Raw genomic sequence first — 13,905 nt, 5'->3', positions numbered from 1 at the left:
AATCAGATATGAGTTCCGCTCTGTCCATCCGGCAGCTAACCAAAACCTACGGCAACGGGTTCCAGGCCTTGAGTGGTATCGATCTGGACGTCGCTGAAGGTGACTTTTTCGCCTTGCTCGGCCCTAACGGCGCCGGCAAATCTACCACCATCGGCATTCTTTCGACCCTGGTCAACAAGACCAGCGGCACAGTGAATATCTTCGGTCACGACCTGGACAAGAACCCTGCGCAGCTCAAGCGCTCGATTGGCGTTGTGCCGCAGGAATTCAACTTCAACCAGTTCGAAAAGACTTTCGACATTGTCGTGACCCAGGCCGGTTACTACGGCATTCCCGCGAAAATCGCCAAGGAACGCGCCGAGCAATACCTGACCCAGCTCGGGCTGTGGGACAAGCGTGATGTGCCGTCGCGTTCCTTGTCCGGCGGCATGAAGCGCCGTCTGATGATTGCCCGCGCGCTGGTGCATGAGCCACGCTTGCTGATCCTCGACGAACCGACTGCCGGGGTCGATATCGAATTGCGTCGCTCGATGTGGACGTTCCTCACCGAGCTGAATCAGAAAGGCATCACCATCATCCTCACCACCCACTATCTGGAGGAGGCTGAGCAGCTGTGCCGCAACATCGGCATCATCGACCACGGCACCATCGTCGAAAACACCAGCATGCGTCAGCTGCTGGGTCAGTTGCATGTGGAAACCTTTCTGCTGGATATCAAGGGTGATCTGACGGTTGCGCCGCAACTGCTCGGCTACCCGTCGCGTCTGGTGGATTCGCATACCCTTGAAGTCCAGGTCGACAAGTCGATGGGCGTCACCGCGCTGTTCGGCCAACTGGCCTTGCAGAACATCGAAGTGTTGAGCCTGCGTAACAAAACCAATCGCCTCGAGGAGTTGTTCGTGTCCCTGGTGGAGAAAAATCTGTCGAAGGTGGCGGTATGAGTTCCGAACTGCGCCCCAACCTGGTCGCGCTGCAAACCATCGTTTACCGCGAGGTCAAACGCTTTACGCGGATCTGGCCGCAGACCCTGCTGCCGCCGGCGATCACTATGGTTCTGTACTTCGTGATCTTCGGCAATCTGATTGGCCGGCAGATCGGCGATATGGGTGGCTTCACCTATATGGAGTACATCGTGCCGGGTCTGATCATGATGTCGGTGATCACCAACTCCTATGGCAACGTGGTGTCGAGTTTCTTCGGCAGCAAATTCCAGCGTTCCATCGAGGAATTGATGGTCTCGCCGGTGTCGCCGCACACGATTCTGATCGGCTACACCTGCGGCGGCGTGCTGCGCGGTTTGATGGTCGGCGTGATCGTGACCATCCTGTCGTTGTTCTTCACCGATTTGCAGGTGCATCACCTCGGCGTGACCATTCTGGTGGTGGTGCTGACGGCGACGATCTTCTCGCTGCTGGGTTTCATCAACGCGGTGTTTGCGCGCAACTTCGATGACATCTCGATCATTCCGACCTTCGTCCTGACCCCGCTGACTTACCTCGGTGGCGTGTTCTATTCGATCACCTTGCTGCCGCCGTTCTGGCAGACCGTGTCGCTGGCCAACCCGGTGCTGCACATGGTCAATGCCTTCCGTTACGGTATTCTCGGCGTGTCGGATATCCGCATCGGCATCGCGATCACCTTCATGCTGGTGGCGACGGTGGTGCTGTATCTCGGATGTGCGCGGTTGCTGGTGAGTGGGCGCGGGATGCGTACCTGATTCCGCAAATGCTCCAATGAAAACGGCCTCCCATTGCGGAGGCCGTTTTGCATTCAGGGCAGTCGACTTTTCTTGCGCCGCGCCCATTGCCGGGCTACCCACCAGCGCCAGTACATCATCACCAGAAAATAGGCGAGGGCGCCGAGCACCAGCCCGACCACTACCGAACCGAGCAGGAACGGTTGCCACAACGTCGACAGTTCACCGCTGATCCATTCCCAGGTCAGCTCATCCGGCATGTGTCGCGCGGGAACGTCCATCAGCCACGCACCGGTCTGGTAGGTGCAGAAAAACACTGCCGGCATGGTTATCGGGTTGGTCAGCCACACCAGGCTGACAGCAATCGGCATGTTGCCGCGCACCATGATCGCCAGCACCGCGGCTACCAGCATCTGCGCCGGAATCGGCAAGAACGCCGCGAACAAACCGACCGCCATAGCCCGCGCCACCGAGTGGCGGTTGAGGTGCCACAAGTTCGAGTCATGCAGCAATTTTCCGAGAAAGCGTAAGGATTTGTGTTCCCTGATGCTCGTCGGATCGGGCATGTAACGTTTGAATAAGCGCCGGGGCATAAGGCTTCTCGGTCGGTTAAGGCGGCAAGTATGTCTGGATTCTACGAACCGCCCATTCAGACTTTGTGACAATTGATAACCGCGTACGTGCCCAGCGTCCGCTATGCCTAGGGAGGGAACTCTCAAGGACGGGCTTATGCGCACAGGGATGATGGCGCTGGCGGCCGGTCTGCTGACACCGGTTTTTTTGCCAGCGTTGCCGCCGGTCGGGTTGCTGCTGGTGCTACCGGTGGTGGGATTGATGTTGCTGCCGTTTCGCAGCTATCCGCTAGCGTTTTTGCTGTTCGGCTTCACTTGGGCCTGTGTCAGCGCGCAGTGGGCGCTGGATGATCGGCTACCTGCGGCGCTGGACGGCGAGACGCGTTGGGTCGAAGGCCGGGTGGTTGGCCTGCCGCAAAACAGCGACGGCGTGGTGCGTTTCGAACTGGCTGATGCGCGCTCGCGTCACGAAAAACTCCCGTCGGTGATGCGTCTGGCGTGGTACTCCGGGCCGCCGGTCAACAGCGGCGAGCGCTGGCGGCTGGCGGTAAAACTCAAGCGTCCGGGCGGGTTGCTCAATCCGGACGCGTTCGACTACGAAGCCTGGCTGCTGGCGCAACGGGTCGGCGCCACTGGCACGATAAAGGACGGTCAGCGTCTGGCGGCTGCGCAGTGGGCCTGGCGCGACAGCATTCGCCAGCGCTTGCTGGAAGTGAATGCGCAGGGGCGCAGTGCGGCGCTGGCGGCATTGGTGCTCGGCGATGGCTCGGGACTCAGTCGCGAGGATTGGCAGATTTTGCAGGCCACCGGCACCGTGCATTTGCTGGTGATTTCCGGGCAACACATCGGCATGTTGGCGGCGGTGATGTATCTACTGATTGCCGGCCTCGCACGCTACGGCTTGTGGCCAATGCGCTTGCCCTGGCTGCCATGCGCCTGCGGATTGGCATTTGCTGCGGCACTGGGCTACGGATTGCTGGCCGGTTTCGACGTGCCAGTGCAGCGTGCCTGCGTAATGGTCGCACTGGTGCTTTTATGGCGCTTGCGATTCAGGCATCTCGGGGCATGGTGGCCACTGCTGCTGGCATTCAACGGCGTGCTGTTGCTGGATCCGCTGGCCAGTCTGCGCCCCGGTTTGTGGCTGTCATTCGCCGCGGTGGCAATCCTCGTCCTGACCTTTGGCGGTCGACTGGGGCCGTGGCGCTGGTGGCAGACCTGGACCCGCGCGCAGTGGCTGATCGCAATCGGTCTGTGCCCGGTGCTGCTGGCGTTGAGCCTGCCGATCAGCCTCAGCGGGCCGCTGGCCAATCTGCTGGCGGTGCCGTGGATCAGTTTTGCCGTGCTGCCGCTCGCGCTGGTTGGGACGCTTTTGCTGACTGTCCCGCTGGTTGGCGAAAATCTGTTATGGCTGGCCGGTGGTTTGATTGATTGGTTGTTTCGTGCGCTGGCGCTGATCGCCGGGCATTGGCCCGCATGGGTTGCGGAGACGATCCCGTGGTGGGTCTGGGCGCTGGGTTGTCTCGGCACGGTGCTTTTATTGCTGCCGCGCGGCGTGCCTTTACGTCCGTTGGGCTGGCCGATGCTGCTGGTCTTGGCGCTACCACCACGCGAACGCGTGGCAGAAGGCATGGCGGATGTCTGGCAACTCGATGTCGGTCAGGGATTGGCGATTCTGATCCGCACCCGTCATCACACACTTCTCTACGACGCTGGCCCGCGCTTTGGCGACTTCGATATTGGCGAACGCGTTGTTCTGCCGGCGTTGCGCAAACTGGGCGTAGAGAAACTCGACCTGATGCTGCTCAGCCATGCCGATGCCGATCACGCGGGCGGTGCCTCTGCAGTTGCACGAGGACTGCCGGTAGAAAAAGTAATCAGTGGCGATCCCGCGGGAATTTCCGCCGAACTGAATGCCCAGGACTGTATCAGCGGCCAGCGATGGCAATGGGACGGCGTCAATTTTCAGCTGTGGCAGTGGACCGACGCCCACGACAGCAATCAGCGCTCCTGCGTGTTGCAGATCGAAGCCAACGGCGAACGCCTGCTGCTGACCGGCGATATCGACAGCGCCGCCGAACGCGTACTGCTGGACAGTCCGCTGGCAGTGCACACGCACTGGCTGCAAGCGCCGCACCACGGCAGTCGCAGTTCCTCCTCGATGCCCCTGCTCAACACACTGCGCCCGCATTCAGTCCTGATCTCCCGAGGCCAAGGCAACTCCTTCGGTCACCCGCACCCGACAGTCATCGCCCGCTACCGCAAGCAGGGCCTGCATCTATATGACAGCGCCGAGCAGGGCGCCATTCATCTGCAATTGGGCCGGCATCAGCCACCGCGCACGATGCGCCAGCAGCGGCGGTTCTGGCGAGATCCGCCTGAACCTCAGTAAGCAGGCGCAAGTCGTCGGAGCGGCCGGTCGTTATCCCGAACCGGTATGGTAAAGTGGCGCACTTTTTCGAGGGGGCTTTCACTGTGTGGGAATTGGTCAAATCCGGCGGCTGGATGATGTTGCCGATCATTCTGAGTTCCATCGCGGCCATGGCGATTGTCGCCGAGCGCCTGTGGACCCTGCGTGCCAGCCGCGTCACCCCCGAGCATCTGCTGGGTCAGGTCTGGGTATGGATCAAGGACAAGCAGCTCAATAAAGAAAAACTCAAGGAATTGCGCACCAATTCGCCGCTGGGGGAAATCCTCGCGGCGGGTCTGGCCAACTCCAAGCATGGCCGCGAGATCATGAAAGAGTGCATCGAAGAGGCCGCTGCCCGGGTCATCCACGAGCTGGAACGCTACGTCAACGCGCTGGGCACCATCGCCGCGATGTCGCCGTTGCTCGGCCTGCTGGGTACGGTGCTCGGCATGATCGATATCTTCAGTGCGTTCACCGGTTCCGGCATGACCACCAACGCTGCGGTACTGGCCGGCGGCATTTCCAAGGCGCTGATCACCACGGCTGCGGGCCTGATGGTCGGTATCCCGGCGGTGTTCTTCCACCGGTTCCTGCAACGCCGCATCGATGAGCTGGTGGTCGGCATGGAGCAGGAAGCGATCAAACTGGTCGAAGTGGTGCAGGGTGACCGTGACGTCGATCTGGCCGGGGGCAAAGCGTGAAATTCCGTCGCAAGCCCCGGGAAACGATAGACATCAACCTTGCGTCGCTGATCGACGTGGTGTTCATTCTGCTGTTGTTTTTCGTCGTGACCACCACTTTCACTCGTGAGACTCAGTTGCGCGTCGACCTGCCGGAAGCGGTCAGCGGTTCACCTGCCGAAGACCAGCAGCTCAAGCAAATCGATGTGGCCATCAGCGCTGAAGGCGTGTTCTCGGTGAACAACAAGATTCTGCCGAAGAACGATCTGGCAACCCTGATGGAAGCCATGCAGCGAGAATCCAACGGCGACACCAACATGCCGTTGTCGATCAGTGCCGATGGCAAGACCCAACATCAATCGGTGATCACCGCCATGGATGCGGCCGGCAAACTCGGTTTCAGCCATCTGCGCATGACCACGGTCGAGGCGGCGCCTAAATCCTGATGGCCATGTCTGATCGTCTGCTCGCCGCGTGGTATCAGGGCCATCCCGCTCTGACACTGCTGCGGCCGCTGGAGTGGCTCTATCGCCGCGTCGTGGTTGGCAAGCGCCAGCGCTTTCTTGATGGTGAGGGCGAGATCTATAAGTCTCCGGTGCCGCTGATCGTGGTCGGCAACATCACCGTTGGCGGTACCGGCAAGACGCCGATGATCCTCTGGCTGATCGAGCATTGTCGCAGTCGCGGCCTGCGGGTCGGCGTGGTCAGTCGCGGTTACGGCGCCAAGCCACCGCATCTGCCGTGGCGGGTTGCAGCCGAGCAGAGTGCAGACATCGCTGGCGACGAACCGTTGCTGATCGTGCAGCGCACCGGCGTGCCGCTGATGATCGACCCCAATCGCAGTGCCGCCGTCAAAGCCTTGCTCGAAAGCGAGCCTCTGGACCTGATCCTCTCCGATGACGGCATGCAGCATTACCGCCTCGCGCGCGATCTGGAGCTGGTGCTGATCGATGCTGCGCGCGGTCTGGGTAATAAACGTTGCCTGCCGGCCGGGCCGTTGCGTGAGCCGGTCGAACGACTGCAAAGCGTCGATGGCGTGCTGTTCAACGGTGCGCCGGAAGATCGCGATGATGGTTTTGCCTTTCGTCTGCACCCGACCGCGCTGATCAATCTGCGCAGCGGCGAACGCCAGTCGCTTGATCATTTTCCTGCCGGACAACAGTTGCACGCAGTGGCCGGGATCGGCAACCCGCAACGTTTCTTCAATACCCTCGAAGCGCTAGACTGGCGCCCGGTGCCGCACCCCTTTGCCGACCACGCCGAATACAGCGTGCAGGCTTTGAGTTTCAACCCGTCATTGCCGCTGGTGATGACTGAAAAGGACGCGGTCAAGTGCCGCGCCTTTGCCGCCGCCGACTGGTGGTATCTGGCAGTCGATGCCATACCGTCGCCAGCCTTTGTGGCCTGGTTCGACACCCAGTTGATGCGCCTGTTGCCGGATCGTCTTTTGCCTTAAACCGTATTTATCCAGGGAATGTTCATGGACACCAAATTGCTCGACATCCTCGCTTGCCCGATCTGCAAAGGCCCGCTCAAGCTCAGCGCTGACAAGACCGAGCTGATCAGCAAAGGCGCCGGCCTGGCGTACCCGATTCGCGACGGCATCCCGGTGATGCTCGAAAGCGAAGCTCGCACCTTGACCACCGATGAGCGTCTGGATAAATGACCACTGCTTTTACCGTTGTCATCCCGTCGCGCTACGCCTCCACGCGTCTGCCGGGCAAACCGCTGCTGGATATCGCTGGCAAGCCGATGATCCAGCACGTCTGGGAACAGGCGAGCAAAAGCAGCGCCAGCCGCGTGGTCGTGGCGACTGACGATGCGCGCATCGTCGAGGCCTGCAAGGCGTTCGGTGCCGAAGTGGTGCTGACCCGTGAAGACCACAATTCCGGCACTGATCGTCTGGCCGAAGTTGCGGCGAAACTCGGTCTGGAGCCAGACGCCATCGTGGTCAATGTGCAGGGCGATGAGCCGCTGATCCCGCCGAGCGTGATTGATCAGGTGGCGGCCAACCTCGCTGCTCACACCGAAGCGCGCATGGCCACACTGGCCGAGCCGATCGAAGACGTCGAAACCCTGTTCAACCCGAACGTGGTCAAGGTCGTCAGCGACCTCAACGGTCTGGCCCTGACCTTCAGCCGCGCGACTTTGCCGTGGGCGCGCGATGCGTTCGCCCAGAGTCGCGAAGTGCTGCCGCAAGGCGTGCCGTATCGCCGTCACATCGGCATTTATGCCTACCGCGCCGGTTTCCTTCAGGACTTCGTGAGCTGGGGCCCGTGCTGGCTGGAAAACACTGAATCCCTGGAACAACTGCGCGCCCTGTGGCACGGCGTGCGCATTCATGTCGCCGATGCGTTGATCGCACCGCCGACCGGGGTCGATACCGTCGAAGACCTCGAGCGCGTTCGTCGCCTGTTGGGGGCCTGATGCGCGTTCTGTTCGTGTGCCTGGGCAACATCTGCCGTTCGCCGACCGCCGAAGGTGTGTTGCGCAACAAGTTGCGTGCAGCCGGGTTGGCGGATCAGGTCGAAGTAGCTTCTGCCGGCACCGGCGACTGGCACGTCGGCAATCCGCCGGACAAGCGCAGTCAGGCTGCGGCCAAATTGCGCGGCTACGATCTGTCGGCGCAACGTGCGCAGCAGGTCAGCCGCGCGGATTTCGCCAGTTACGATCTGATCCTGGCCATGGACAACAGCAACCTGCGCCACCTCAAGGCCATGCAGCCGTCCGCTGGCAAGGCTGAGCTGGATCTGTTCCTGCGCCGCTATGCCGGGGTGGTCGATGACGTGCCAGATCCGTATTACGACGGCGATCAGGGTTTCGAGCAGGTGCTGGATCTGATCGAGCGCGCCTGCGATCAACTGCTGATCGAAGTGAAGGGACGGCTATGAGTTTGCAGATTCAATCGCAGGTTTCGCTTAAGCCGTTCAACACCTTTGGCGTCGACGTGCGTGCGCAGTTGTTTGCCGAGGCCCACGATGACGCCGATGTGCGCGAAGCCCTGACTTACGCCTCTGCTAACGATGTGCCGTTGCTGGTGATCGGTGGCGGCAGCAATCTGCTGCTGACCGCTGATATTCCGGCGCTGGTGCTGCGCATGGCCAGTCGCGGGATTCGCGTGATCAGCGACGACGGCAACCGTGTGGTGCTGGAGGCCGAGGCCGGTGAGCCGTGGCATCCGTTTGTCCAGCACACGCTCGCACTTGGTTTGGCTGGATTGGAAAATCTCAGCCTGATCCCCGGCACGGTTGGCGCTGCGCCGATGCAGAACATCGGTGCCTATGGGGTCGAGATCAAGGATGTGTTCGCCGGTTTGACCGCGCTGGATCGTCACAGTGGTGAGCTGCGCGATTTCACTCTGGAAGAATGCAACTTCGCCTACCGCGACAGCCTGTTCAAGCAAGAGCCGGGGCGTTGGCTGATTTTGCGGGTGCGCTTCAGTCTGGCGCGCACCGCGCATCTACATCTGGAATACGGCCCGGTGCGTCAGCGCCTGACCGAGCAAGGCATCGAGCAACCGACACCGAGCGATGTCAGTCGCGCGATCTGCAGTATCCGTAGCGAGAAACTGCCGGATCCGGCAGTGCTGGGCAATGCCGGTAGCTTCTTCAAGAATCCGCTGGTGTCGGCGGCCGTGGTCGCACAGATCAAGCAGCAGCACCCGGATCTGGTGGCCTACGCGCAACCGGACGGGCAGATGAAGCTTGCCGCCGGTTGGCTGATTGAACGGGCTGGCTGGAAAGGTTTCCGGGAAGCCGATGCCGGCGTGCATAAATTGCAGGCGTTGGTGCTGGTCAATTACGGCAGCGCAACCGGCCTGCAATTGTTCGAGCTGGCACAGCGTATTCAGAAAGACATTGCACAACGTTTCAATGTCGAGCTGGAAATGGAGCCGAACCGTTATTGAGGCTACGCTCAAGGCTGCATCCAAAGCCCTGCACTATTGAAAAAGTGCAGGGCTTTTTTTTTAATCGCGGGTTAACGTAGCCAGCTAACGATGCAAGTCATTTGCTCCACCAAAGGCCCGGTGCAGACGTTGCCGTCTGCGCAAGAGAGCCGATTAGCCTGAGTCGATCTGCGTGAACCAGCGTCGTCCCTGCGGCGGCAGATTGCTCGACCCCATGACCACTAGAACTATGCGGGCGTGCCCATGATTACCCTGAAACTCAATGGCCAGGATCAACAACTCGACGTTACCGAGGACATGCCGCTGCTCTGGGCGATTCGCGACGTCGCCGGTTACAACGGCACCAAATTCGGCTGCGGCATGGGCCTGTGTGGCGCGTGCACCATTCACATCGACGGCTTGCCGGCGCGCAGTTGCATCACGCCGATCGGCTCGGTGGTCGGACAGAACGTGACCACCATCGACAACCTGCACGCCGACCCGGTCGGCCAGATCGTCCAGCAAGCCTGGCTCGACACCGCCGTGGCGCAGTGCGGTTTCTGTCAGGGCGGGCAAATCATGTCTGCCACCGCATTGCTCAAGACCAACCCGAACCCGAGCGATGCGCAGATCGAAGAAGCCATGGTCGGCAACATTTGCCGCTGCGGCACCTACAACCGCATCAAAACCGCCATTCGCCAGGCCTCCACTCATCTGAAGGAGGCCAAGGCATGAGCCGCGTACCGAACGATTTCGCCCTGAGCAACCTCAGTCGCCGTGGCTTCCTCAAAGGCGTTGGCGCGACCGGTGCATTGGTGCTGGCCGCGAGCTGGGGTTGGCAGGATGCGTTGGCCGAAGACAAACCGAAGAAATTCGGTGCAGATGGCATGCCCAACGGCTGGATTGATGATCCGAAGGTCTACGTGAGCATTGCCGCCGACGGCACGGTAACCGTGGTGTGCAACCGTTCGGAAATGGGTCAGGGCGTACGCACCAGTCTGAGCATGGTGGTTGCCGATGAACTGGACGCCGATTGGGCGCAGGTCAAAGTGCAGCAGGCGCCGGGCGATGAAGTGCGCTTCGGCAATCAGGACACCGATGGCTCGCGCAGCATGCGGCACTGGTACGAACCGATGCGCCGTTGCGGCGCCGCCGCTCGGACCATGCTTGAACAAGCTGCTGCCGAACAGTGGAAGGTCCCGGCCTCCGAGTGCCGTGCGCAACTGCACAAAGTTATCCATACCCCGTCGGGACGTGAACTGGGTTACGGCGCGCTCGCCGCTGCCGCCAGTGCGTTGGCGGTGCCGGCGCGTGACAGTCTGCGACTCAAGCAGCCGTCGGAATTTCGCTATATCGGCAAGGAAGGCACCAAAGCCATCGACGGCGCTGACATTGTCAACGGCCGCGCGGTTTTCGGTGCTGATGTGCACTTCGACGGCATGTTGTACGCAGTCATCGCCCGTCCGGCGGTGTACGGCGGCAAGGTCAAGTCGCTGGATGACAGCGCCGCGCTGAAAGTCCCCGGCGTGCTCAAAGTCATTCAGATCGAAGGTCGTCCGCTGCCATCGGAGTTCCAGCCATTGGGTGGCGTGGCGGTTGTGGCGAGCAACACCTGGGCGGCAATCAAGGGCCGCGAAGCGCTGAAGATCGAGTGGGACGACGGCCCGAATGCCAGTTACGACTCGATCGCCTATCGCAAACAACTGGAAGCTGCCGCGCTGAAACCGGGCAAAGTGGTGCGCAATACCGGCGACACCGACAAAGCCCTCGGCAGCGCCGCCAGCACCCTCGAAGCCTCCTACTATTTGCCGCACCTGTCGCAATCGCCGATGGAGCCGATGGTCGCCATCGCCCGCTTCAAAGATGGCGTGTGCGAGGCGTGGGCGCCGAGCCAGGCGCCGCAAGTCACCCGCGAGCGCATCGGCGAACGTCTGGGTCTGCCGTTCGATAACGTCACCCTGAATGTGACGCTGCTCGGCGGTGGTTTCGGCCGTAAATCCAAACCGGATTTCGTCATCGAAGCCGCGATCCTCGCCAAGGAATTCCCTGGCAAAGCCGTGCGCGTGCAGTGGACGCGCGAAGACGATATCCATAACTCGTATTTCCACACCGTGTCCGCCGAATATCTGAAGGCTGGCGTGGGCAAGGACGGCATGCCATCGGCGTGGCTGCATCGCACGGTAGCGCCGAGCATCACTGCGCTGTTCGCGCCGGGCATGAACCACGAAGCGGCGTTCGAACTGGGCATGGGTTTCACCAACATGGCTTACGCGATTCCCAACGTGCGCCTGGAAAACCCCGAGGCCATCGTGCACACGCGAGTCGGCTGGTATCGCTCGGTGTCGAACATTCCTCATGGTTTCGCGATCCAGAGTTTTGTCGACGAGCTGGCGCACAAGGCCGGTGAAGATCCGCTGAAATACCAGATCAAACTGCTTGGCCCCGATCGGCAGATCGACCCACGCACCTTGAGCGAAGAATGGAACTACGGCGAATCGCCTGAGCGTTATCCGATCGACACCGGGCGCATGCGCACCGTGCTCGAAACCGCCGCTAAAGCCGCCGGTTGGGGCCGCAAGTTGCCCAAGGGCCGTGGCTTGGGGCTTGCGGTGCATTACAGCTTCGTCACCTATGTGGCGGCGGTGATCGAAGTCGAGGTCAAGGACGACGGCACGCTGATCGTGCACAAGGCTGACATCGCCGTGGATTGCGGGCCGCAGATCAACCCTGAACGCATCCGTTCGCAGTTCGAAGGTGCTTGCGTGATGGGCCTCGGCAACGCGGTGCTTGGCGAGATCAGCTTCAAGGACGGCAAGGTGCAGCAGGACAACTTCCATATGTATGAAGTGGCGCGCATGTCGCTGGCGCCCAAGGAAGTCGCGGTGCATCTGGTTACGCCTCCGGGCGACGTGCCGTTGGGCGGCGTCGGCGAGCCGGGCGTGCCACCGATTGCTCCGGCGCTGTGCAATGCGATCTTCGCTGCAACCGGTCAGCGCATCCGCAACCTGCCGGTACGTTATCAGTTGCAGGGCTGGCAGAAGGCGCGAGCCTGATGGACAGCGTCGATCTGAATGTCCTGCGCAGCGTGCTCGAATGGCGCCGCGCCGGACAGCGGGTGGTGTTGTTCAGCGTGGTGCAAACCTGGGGAACCGCCCCGCGCGCACCCGGCGCGATGCTGGCGCTGCGCGAGGATGGCGTGGTGATCGGCTCGGTGTCGGGTGGGTGTGTCGAGGATGATTTGATCGCACGGCTGCACGATGGTCGGATCGCCACCGACGGGCCGCCGGTGCAACTGATCACTTACGGCGTGACGCGCGAGGAGGCCGCGCGTTTTGGTCTGCCTTGCGGTGGCACTTTGCGCCTGACCGAGGAGCGAGTCGGCGATCCCGCGTGGGTCGCCGAGTTGCTGGCGCGTTGCGAAGCGCATGAAATCGTTGCGCGTGAGCTGAATATCGCTACGGGCGAAGTGCGTTTGCAGCCAGCGAGCAAGACCGATTCACTGGTGTTTGATGGCCAGACCTTGTGCGCGATCTACGGGCCGCGCTGGCGTCTGCTGCTGATCGGTGCCGGGCAGTTGTCGCGCTATGTGGCGGAGATGGCGCGGCTGCTGGATTTTGAAGTGTTGATCTGCGATCCGCGCACCGAGTTTGTGTATGGCTGGGAAGAGCAGCATGGCCGATTCGTGCCCGGCATGCCGGATGATGCAGTGCTTGAAATCCAGACCGATGAGCGCACGGCGATTGTCGCGCTGACGCACGATCCGCGTCTGGACGATATGGCGCTGCTCACCGCGCTCGACTCCAAAGCGTTCTACGTCGGTGCGCTCGGCTCGCGGGTCAACAGCCAGAAGCGCCGGGAAAACCTGGCTCAGCTAGGCTTGTCAGAAGCAGCCATCGCGCGTTTGCACGGGCCGATCGGTTTGCATATTGGCAGTCACACTCCAGCGGAAATCGCCTTGTCGCTGCTGGCAGAGATCGTCGCGATCAAGAATGGCGTCGAGCTGAAACAGAAGAAGGCACTGGAGGGCGTATGAGTCGTTCCATCGGCGTGATCGTGCTGGCGGCGGGCGAGGGCAGTCGTTTTCGTGAAGTGGCGGGTGCCGACAAGGACAAGCTGCTGGCTGACTGCACCGGGCGCGATGGCGCGGTGCGTTCGGTGATCGAGCAGGTGTTGGTCAATCTGCCGGTGAGTCTCGACAAGCGCGTTCTGGTGACCACCGAGGCGCGACCGCAAGTGATGCGCATGGCCCAGGCTTATGGTTGTGAGGTTGTGTCGGTTGAGTCCACCGGAATGGGCGACAGCATCGCGGCGGGTGTCGCGGCATGCGCGGATCTGGATGGCTGGCTGATTGTGCTGGGGGATATGCCGTTTATCTTGCCGGCGAGTATTGAACGCGTGGTGGCGGCGATGGCTGAGGATGCGGTGAGTGTGCCGATGCTGGATGGCGAGTATGGGCATCCGGTGGGCTTTGGTCGGTCTTTTGCGGCGGGGTTGATGGGATTATCCGGCGATCGCGGGGCTCGGCCGTTGTTTGCGCAGGGGCGGGTGGTTGAGGTGGTTGTGGATGATCGCGGGGTGGTTTGGGATGTTGATGTGCCTGAGGCGTTGGTGTTTTTGGAACGCTAAAAGATCGCAGCCTCGTTGCACTCGACAGCTCCTACATA

The 13,905-nt window shown here is 61.4% G+C and carries 15 protein-coding genes; 14 read left to right on the top strand and 1 reads right to left on the bottom strand.

All coding sequences use genetic code 11. The features are described 5' to 3' along the window. Positions 1-8: 8 nt before the first annotated feature. Positions 9-941 carry an ABC transporter ATP-binding protein gene (locus tag ACOI8A_RS06075; protein ID WP_420646499.1) on the top strand — a complete coding sequence of 311 codons (933 nt, stop codon included), beginning with the start codon at positions 9-11 and terminating at the stop codon, positions 939-941. After that, positions 938-1,717 carry an ABC transporter permease gene (locus tag ACOI8A_RS06070; protein WP_420646500.1) on the top strand — a complete coding sequence of 260 codons (780 nt, stop codon included), beginning with the start codon at positions 938-940 and terminating at the stop codon, positions 1,715-1,717. Before ACOI8A_RS06075 ends, ACOI8A_RS06070 begins: the two co-directional genes overlap by 4 nt. 53 nt (positions 1,718-1,770) lie before the next feature. Here the strand turns inward: ACOI8A_RS06070 and ACOI8A_RS06065 are convergent, their stop codons facing one another. Then, on the bottom strand, positions 1,771-2,289 hold the full coding sequence (locus ACOI8A_RS06065) for a DUF2062 domain-containing protein (RefSeq protein WP_420646501.1): 519 nt from the start codon (positions 2,287-2,289) through the stop codon (positions 1,771-1,773). Positions 2,290-2,425: 136 nt separating this feature from the next. Between ACOI8A_RS06065 and ACOI8A_RS06060 the strand changes: the two genes are divergently transcribed. The 12 genes from ACOI8A_RS06060 to ACOI8A_RS06005 all read left to right on the top strand — a co-directional run bounded on the left by ACOI8A_RS06060 (position 2,426) and on the right by ACOI8A_RS06005 (position 13,867). After that, positions 2,426-4,657 carry a DNA internalization-related competence protein ComEC/Rec2 gene (locus tag ACOI8A_RS06060; RefSeq protein WP_420646502.1) on the top strand — a complete coding sequence of 744 codons (2,232 nt, stop codon included), beginning with the start codon at positions 2,426-2,428 and terminating at the stop codon, positions 4,655-4,657. An 83-nt stretch (positions 4,658-4,740) separates the two neighbouring features. After that, positions 4,741-5,376, top strand: coding sequence for a MotA/TolQ/ExbB proton channel family protein (locus tag ACOI8A_RS06055; RefSeq protein ID WP_420646503.1), 636 nt, complete (start codon positions 4,741-4,743; stop codon positions 5,374-5,376). Next, on the top strand, positions 5,373-5,801 hold the full coding sequence (locus ACOI8A_RS06050; protein WP_420646504.1) for an ExbD/TolR family protein: 429 nt from the start codon (positions 5,373-5,375) through the stop codon (positions 5,799-5,801). The genes ACOI8A_RS06055 and ACOI8A_RS06050 overlap by 4 nt, the downstream gene beginning before the upstream one ends. Beyond that, positions 5,801-6,811 carry a tetraacyldisaccharide 4'-kinase gene (gene lpxK, locus ACOI8A_RS06045; RefSeq protein WP_420646505.1) on the top strand — a complete coding sequence of 337 codons (1,011 nt, stop codon included), beginning with the start codon at positions 5,801-5,803 and terminating at the stop codon, positions 6,809-6,811. Before ACOI8A_RS06050 ends, lpxK begins: the two co-directional genes overlap by 1 nt. Before the next feature lie 24 nt (positions 6,812-6,835). Further along, positions 6,836-7,021 carry a Trm112 family protein gene (locus ACOI8A_RS06040; RefSeq protein WP_003174668.1) on the top strand — a complete coding sequence of 62 codons (186 nt, stop codon included), beginning with the start codon at positions 6,836-6,838 and terminating at the stop codon, positions 7,019-7,021. Continuing rightward, positions 7,018-7,782 carry a 3-deoxy-manno-octulosonate cytidylyltransferase gene (gene kdsB, locus ACOI8A_RS06035; protein ID WP_420646506.1) on the top strand — a complete coding sequence of 255 codons (765 nt, stop codon included), beginning with the start codon at positions 7,018-7,020 and terminating at the stop codon, positions 7,780-7,782. Before ACOI8A_RS06040 ends, kdsB begins: the two co-directional genes overlap by 4 nt. Next, on the top strand, positions 7,782-8,246 hold the full coding sequence (locus tag ACOI8A_RS06030) for a low molecular weight protein-tyrosine-phosphatase (protein WP_420646507.1): 465 nt from the start codon (positions 7,782-7,784) through the stop codon (positions 8,244-8,246). The genes kdsB and ACOI8A_RS06030 overlap by 1 nt, the downstream gene beginning before the upstream one ends. Then, entirely contained in the window at positions 8,243-9,262 is a 1,020-nt protein-coding gene (gene murB, locus ACOI8A_RS06025) for a UDP-N-acetylmuramate dehydrogenase (RefSeq protein WP_420646508.1), read from the top strand. The genes ACOI8A_RS06030 and murB overlap by 4 nt, the downstream gene beginning before the upstream one ends. A 243-nt stretch (positions 9,263-9,505) precedes the next feature. Continuing rightward, on the top strand, positions 9,506-9,976 hold the full coding sequence (locus ACOI8A_RS06020; RefSeq protein WP_420646509.1) for a (2Fe-2S)-binding protein: 471 nt from the start codon (positions 9,506-9,508) through the stop codon (positions 9,974-9,976). Then, positions 9,973-12,294 carry a molybdopterin cofactor-binding domain-containing protein gene (locus ACOI8A_RS06015; RefSeq protein ID WP_420646510.1) on the top strand — a complete coding sequence of 774 codons (2,322 nt, stop codon included), beginning with the start codon at positions 9,973-9,975 and terminating at the stop codon, positions 12,292-12,294. Before ACOI8A_RS06020 ends, ACOI8A_RS06015 begins: the two co-directional genes overlap by 4 nt. Further along, entirely contained in the window at positions 12,294-13,274 is a 981-nt protein-coding gene (locus ACOI8A_RS06010; RefSeq protein ID WP_420646511.1) for an XdhC family protein, read from the top strand. Before ACOI8A_RS06015 ends, ACOI8A_RS06010 begins: the two co-directional genes overlap by 1 nt. Beyond that, entirely contained in the window at positions 13,271-13,867 is a 597-nt protein-coding gene (locus ACOI8A_RS06005) for a nucleotidyltransferase family protein (protein WP_420646512.1), read from the top strand. Before ACOI8A_RS06010 ends, ACOI8A_RS06005 begins: the two co-directional genes overlap by 4 nt. Positions 13,868-13,905 lie beyond the last annotated feature (38 nt).

Origin of the sequence: Pseudomonas sp. P4795 (assembly GCF_048822895.1) — a bacterium.
Taxonomy (GTDB): domain Bacteria; phylum Pseudomonadota; class Gammaproteobacteria; order Pseudomonadales; family Pseudomonadaceae; genus Aquipseudomonas.
This window is presented reverse-complemented; position numbering and strand designations above follow the sequence as displayed.

What these genes read in the sequence shown, in the direction of transcription:
- ACOI8A_RS06075 (WP_420646499.1), top strand. Translation starts at nt 9, where the DNA reads ATGAGTTCCGCTCTGTCCATCCGGCAGCTAACCAAAACCTACGGCAAC.
- ACOI8A_RS06070 (WP_420646500.1), top strand. Translation starts at nt 938, where the DNA reads ATGAGTTCCGAACTGCGCCCCAACCTGGTCGCGCTGCAAACCATCGTT.
- ACOI8A_RS06065 (WP_420646501.1), bottom strand. Translation starts at nt 2,289, where the DNA reads ATGCCCCGGCGCTTATTCAAACGTTACATGCCCGATCCGACGAGCATC.
- ACOI8A_RS06060 (WP_420646502.1), top strand. Translation starts at nt 2,426, where the DNA reads ATGCGCACAGGGATGATGGCGCTGGCGGCCGGTCTGCTGACACCGGTT.
- lpxK (WP_420646505.1), top strand. Translation starts at nt 5,801, where the DNA reads ATGGCCATGTCTGATCGTCTGCTCGCCGCGTGGTATCAGGGCCATCCC.
- ACOI8A_RS06040 (WP_003174668.1), top strand. Translation starts at nt 6,836, where the DNA reads ATGGACACCAAATTGCTCGACATCCTCGCTTGCCCGATCTGCAAAGGC.
- kdsB (WP_420646506.1), top strand. Translation starts at nt 7,018, where the DNA reads ATGACCACTGCTTTTACCGTTGTCATCCCGTCGCGCTACGCCTCCACG.
- ACOI8A_RS06030 (WP_420646507.1), top strand. Translation starts at nt 7,782, where the DNA reads ATGCGCGTTCTGTTCGTGTGCCTGGGCAACATCTGCCGTTCGCCGACC.
- murB (WP_420646508.1), top strand. Translation starts at nt 8,243, where the DNA reads ATGAGTTTGCAGATTCAATCGCAGGTTTCGCTTAAGCCGTTCAACACC.
- ACOI8A_RS06020 (WP_420646509.1), top strand. Translation starts at nt 9,506, where the DNA reads ATGATTACCCTGAAACTCAATGGCCAGGATCAACAACTCGACGTTACC.
- ACOI8A_RS06015 (WP_420646510.1), top strand. Translation starts at nt 9,973, where the DNA reads ATGAGCCGCGTACCGAACGATTTCGCCCTGAGCAACCTCAGTCGCCGT.
- ACOI8A_RS06010 (WP_420646511.1), top strand. Translation starts at nt 12,294, where the DNA reads ATGGACAGCGTCGATCTGAATGTCCTGCGCAGCGTGCTCGAATGGCGC.
- ACOI8A_RS06005 (WP_420646512.1), top strand. Translation starts at nt 13,271, where the DNA reads ATGAGTCGTTCCATCGGCGTGATCGTGCTGGCGGCGGGCGAGGGCAGT.